The organism is Micromonospora sp. NPDC000316 (assembly GCF_042898885.1).
GTDB lineage: Bacteria > Actinomycetota > Actinomycetes > Mycobacteriales > Micromonosporaceae > Micromonospora.
The window spans coordinates 1-4,779 of the sequence record NZ_JBIAZG010000041.1; the positions used below are offsets into that span (position 1 = coordinate 1).

Annotated in this window: 4 protein-coding genes; 3 read left to right on the forward strand and 1 reads right to left on the reverse strand. The window is 63.7% G+C overall.

Annotated elements, in window-relative coordinates; translation table 11 throughout:
* On the reverse strand, positions 1-262 hold a 262-nt coding region (locus ACFY2Q_RS29435), incomplete at its 3' end, for a transposase family protein (protein ID WP_387135919.1).
* Positions 263-613: 351 nt separating this feature from the next.
* Here ACFY2Q_RS29435 and ACFY2Q_RS29440 point away from each other — a divergent pair.
* The 3 genes from ACFY2Q_RS29440 (at position 614) to ACFY2Q_RS29450 (ending at position 4,037) form a co-directional block, all read left to right on the forward strand.
* Positions 614-1,120: a hypothetical protein gene (locus tag ACFY2Q_RS29440; RefSeq protein WP_387135913.1), complete on the forward strand. Its 507-nt coding sequence runs from the start codon at positions 614-616 to the stop codon at positions 1,118-1,120.
* A 488-nt stretch (positions 1,121-1,608) separates the two neighbouring features.
* A complete protein-coding gene (locus ACFY2Q_RS29445; protein WP_387135915.1) occupies positions 1,609-1,995 on the forward strand; it encodes a PH domain-containing protein in 387 nt (128 codons plus the stop codon).
* A 407-nt stretch (positions 1,996-2,402) separates the two neighbouring features.
* A complete protein-coding gene (locus ACFY2Q_RS29450; RefSeq protein ID WP_387135917.1) occupies positions 2,403-4,037 on the forward strand; it encodes an AAA family ATPase in 1,635 nt (544 codons plus the stop codon).
* The last annotated feature ends 742 nt before the right edge of the window (positions 4,038-4,779 follow it).

Consider the following 4,779-nt stretch of genomic DNA (forward strand, 5'->3'; position numbering starts at 1 on the left):
ACCTGAACGTCCACCGACACGACCGACTCGGCGGGCTTCTACATGAGTACGAGAATGCGGCCTGACCAGCCCGGATATGGTTTTCGGCACCCGCAGGGTCCACGGCCTGCAACAGGCGACGGATCATCGCCTCCGACGGGCGCCGATCGGGAGTCATGCCCAGGGCGAGAGCTGTCGCGGCCGGAACGTCGGCGACCCATTCGGCGATCGCAGCGTACGAGCGATAGCCAGCGACCACGGCACACACCGCCGCGGTGACCACGACTGTCAACCGGTGCCGGACACCTCGCCGGGCCCGTGGATCAGGCAGACCGGCGAGCGCCGTGGGCAGCCCACCAGCGGCTTCCGGCACGGTCAGAGCCGGTGCGTGGGACAAGGACGAGATCAGCGATGATGGCAGCGCGGGCATGACTCACTTCGAACGATCAGCATGGCGTAGGAACCTTGATGATCTTCTGAACAGGTCATGCCCGTCTTGCTGCCACCAACAGCGGCGCTTCTACTCCAAGCCTCCCAAGTCAGACACCGTCACGACTTTGCCGGGGCCCTGGGGCGATGCTCATGCGAAAGATCCGACACTCCGACTGACCCCGATTGCTGCGAGCATCGCATCATGGGCATCGCCGGATTCCGCTCGAACATGCGTAGCCTGATCGGGCTGGCGGCCGTCTGCCTGGCCGTCGCGGCGGTCATCAGCGTCGCCCCGAACCCTGCTGTACCTGAACGCGACTGGCGACCACCAGCTGGCTATGTCCTGGCCGACACGGTCTCGCTCGACGACGAGCACACGTTACGGCTCTGGACCGGGCCGTCCGGCTGGTATGTCGAGAGCATGCTGTCCGGTCGGCACCAGGCAGCCGTCGGAGCAGGCAGTGGTGGCGACCAGTCCAGCGTGAGCGAGGTCCTCAATGGGCTAGTGGGCCAGTTGTCCCTTGCTGGCGCGACGGCCGTCGCGGTCGGGTCGCCTACACCTGTGCGCGCCCGGGTTTACTCCGGAGTGTTCCTCGTCTCTACGTCGGTGATCCGATCGACCGATCGGGCAGTTCCGGTGACGCCACTCGACGTCAACGGAAAACCCCTCGCTCCGGAGACTCTCGTAGAGATCGCCGGCCGCGGCTGATCCCTACGATCCAAAAGTTCAGCACTCGTAGCCCAACGGATGGTGATCATGGGCTGGGCTGAGGCACTCAGTTGGTGGGTTCGTGGGGCACGTACCAGCCGCCGGGTGCCTGTCGTAGTCCGCACAGGAGGATGCTCGCCGCGATCGATGTCGCGATCGCGATGAGCAGACCCCTGTACCACCGGTCCCGCGGGTCGCGGCCAATCGAGTCCGCCGGGGGCGGAACTGCGGGCTGCCGGCCAGTGTTTGGTTGGCGCCAGCACTGCTCCCGCAGCCGCATCGGTCGATCGGGCAGCACGCTCACGATCGCCGCGCCTTGTCAGCGGAAGATCCGTGCACCGATCGTGACGACGATCTGTTGGTCCCCAACGCCGCAGCCGGACTGGAGTACGCCAATTGGCCGGACATGCCTCCGTAGCATGTTCCGCCATGCACCGCATCGTCATCAGGCCACGCATCCAGATTCCAGTCCTGTCGCGATCTTTGCTGTGTGGACCCTGCTGGGCGTCACGTACTTCACCTCCGGGGACGTACTGGCCGAGCGCGACTGGTTCGGCGTCGTGCTGGGATGCCTACTCGTCACGAGCGGCATGGCCGGGATCTGGCGGGCTCTTCGACTCGGCGTGGTAATCGGCGGAGAGGGTGTCCGTGTGCGCGGCTTTGACAGCCGTGACCAGGTCACACCGTGGAGCGCGATCCAGTCGGTCGACTGCGTACAGATCGACGTACGGGGAGACTTGCCGCTCTACGCTCCCGTCCTCCGTCTCGGCGACGACGCCATGCCGCTATCGGGGATCGGCTCGTACTCGCGGCAGGACGCCGAGCGCAAAGTCGAACAGTTGCGGAGCCTCAAGGCCAGCGCCGCGCGTTCCTGACCGAGACGCAGAGGCGGGCGCCCGACCAGCGGCAGAAGCGGATGCCGTCGGCGGCAACGCCGGCGTTAGCCCGTCGCGGTGAACTCTGCCAGCGGCAGATGATGCACGGATGACCGAAGCTCCCGAAGGACTCACCTACCGCCTGCGACGGGGTGCGAAGTCGAGCTGCTCCATCATGGCCGACCTGTGGGCGTTGTCCACGGCGACGCAGTGGTTCGGTTCCTGACGGAGGTTGAACGGAAGGACCCGCAGAAATTGATGGCTCACCCCACTCATCGATCAGCATCTACAAGGGACCTCGGCGAGGGGCGGTACTCGAGAGCTGAGCGCCCGTCTACGCTGATGGCCCACCCTGCAGGAGTGTCTCCTGGGCGGTAGGCATTCAACGTGAGGCGAGGAGTTCGGCGATGATGCAGCCCCAGGAGGCCCCACCATTGATGCGGTGGAATGTCCCTAGCCAGGACGGCACAAAGTACCTTGACTTGTCGGTGCACGCGGGCGAAACCTTGGTCTTCGTCGGCCCCAACGGGGCAGGGAAGTCGGCCCTCAGTTTCTGGATGAGTGTCAACAAAGGAGATTCGTCTGCGCCGATAGTCAGAGTCATCGCGCACCGCCGAATCTGGCTGTCCTCTGCTGGCGCGGAGATGACAACCAGCCAGCGGACGCAGACCGAGGCCACCTTCGAAGCTTACGACTCGCAGCCCAACTCTCGCACCACTGTCGTGTTGGACGAGCAGCGTTCGGCGAGAGTGCTGTACGACCTGCTCGCGAAGGTCAACATGCGGAATGCCCTTGCTGCCGATCGATACGACCGAGGCGAGGTAGCCGCTGCTGACGATGGCGTGGAAGAAGGCATGCTGGCCAAACTCGAACGTGTCTTCGCGGCTGCAGGCATGGCTCTTCGCTTTCGCGTTGCGGACACGGGTGGATTCGACGCCGTCACCGAGGCCGGTACCGCTTACCCGATCTCTCAGATGTCAGACGGCGAGAAGGGAGCGTTCCTGCTGGCGTCAGAGGCGCTGCTCGCCCCACCTGGCAGCGTGTTGCTGGTCGACGAGCCCGAACGACACTTGCACCGATCGATCTCGTCGGACTTCATCGTGGCCCTCACGCTAGAGCGGCCTGATGCCGGGTTTATTCTATTTACGCATGATCTCGATTTGCTGAGCAAGTTGGACGCGACGTCTACCACCGTTTGCACTGTGAGTGCGGTCAGCTGGAACGGACCAAACCCATCGGGCTGGGCCGTCCGAATAGAGCAACGGAAGTTGGACGTACCCGACTCCGTCCGTCAGGCTATTCTGGGAGGTCGATCAAAACTGTTGTTCGTGGAAGGTGAGGTCTCAAGCCTCGACTTTGCGCTGTATCGCCTCCTCTTCCCAGACAGATCGGTCGTGCCGTGCGGGGGTGGTGAGGGAGTCAAGCGGGCCGTCGCGGGACTCAATGAGTCAGAGTCTTTCCACTGGGTTGACGGACGTGGCGTGCTCGACGGGGACGCGCGCAGTGCGAATGAAGTCGCCGCGATGGCAGCGAAGAAGATCTTGGTGCTGCCGGTGAACGAAGTCGAGAACCTGTACTACCTCTCTTGGATAGTCGACGCCGTCGCCGAGCATCAAGGTTTGACGCTCGGGGAGGATGGAGCCTCGATGGCTGCCGAGGCGCGAGGCGCAGCATTGAGGTCGCTCAACGACCAGAACATCAAGCATCTGGCATCCGAGAATGCGATTAAGGTTCTTCGTCAGCAGGCGATGGCGCACCTCCCTGGAGCCAATGAACTCATGCAGGCCGGGTCGACGGTGACCATTAACCTCGACTCGACATACCAGACCCAAGAGGCGGACCTGCGAGGCTGCATCGACCGTGCGGATTACGATGGCGTGCTTGAGCGCTTCTCGGTACGGAGCAGCGGGTTCCTGACCGCCTTAGCCAAGCGTCTTCGTTTTTTGAATCACGACGACTACGAGAAGGCTGTCCGATCCCGTTTACTTAGCACTCCAGAACTGCTCGACAGGCTCCGCACTGTCGTGGGGGAACTACCCTAGTTGCCACCCCTCTCGGCATTGATCTTTCTCGGTCGCGGATAAGCAGACGGGGGGATCAGAACCTCTGCCACGATCAACCATTCCGACACGGCGCGAGCGTGCGGAAGGCGCGCTTCTCGGCATGAGCGGACGCCGCCTACCCCCTCCGCGGGGGGCGCCAGCACTAACGCCTTCGGGCTCGCCGAAGAGGTCTCCAGCCTGAAGGGCCTGGTCACGGCGCTGCCCGTGGGATCGGCGTCTCAGATGACGGAACCGTGACGGACTCCACCAGGCTCGCCCGCAATGCTTCACATCGATCTACAGCAGACGTACAGGCCTGGCGTTAGGCGACCCGAGACACCGGCCGGCGCCAGCCATCCCGGAACGATAGGCCTGACCACTTCGACCTCTACTGGGAGGTCAACCACGCCGGAGCGCACCATCGTTGCTGATCAGCGACCCCGACCGCGACACACCCAGGCGACCTCTTCGCTACGGTGACCACTTCGCCGGACTGCACCCAATCTGCTCCCAACGCAAGGCCCACCCACCACACCGGCTCGTTACCGCCCTGACCTGCTCACACTCCCCCATCAGGCAACATCGAGAACGGCTGAAGTCCGTCAAGAGGCGTTGAGCACTCCGCGGTGAAACAGGACGCCGCACGAGGGTCTGTGGATCTAAAGGTGTTTCCGGCCTGACCTGCCGGGCGTTGTGCCTGGTGAGGAGGGTGCCGTGATGACCGCGACACTGAACGATCAGA

What these genes read in the sequence shown, in the direction of transcription:
- ACFY2Q_RS29440 (WP_387135913.1), top strand. Translation starts at nt 614, where the DNA reads ATGGGCATCGCCGGATTCCGCTCGAACATGCGTAGCCTGATCGGGCTG.
- ACFY2Q_RS29450 (WP_387135917.1), top strand. Translation starts at nt 2,403, where the DNA reads ATGATGCAGCCCCAGGAGGCCCCACCATTGATGCGGTGGAATGTCCCT.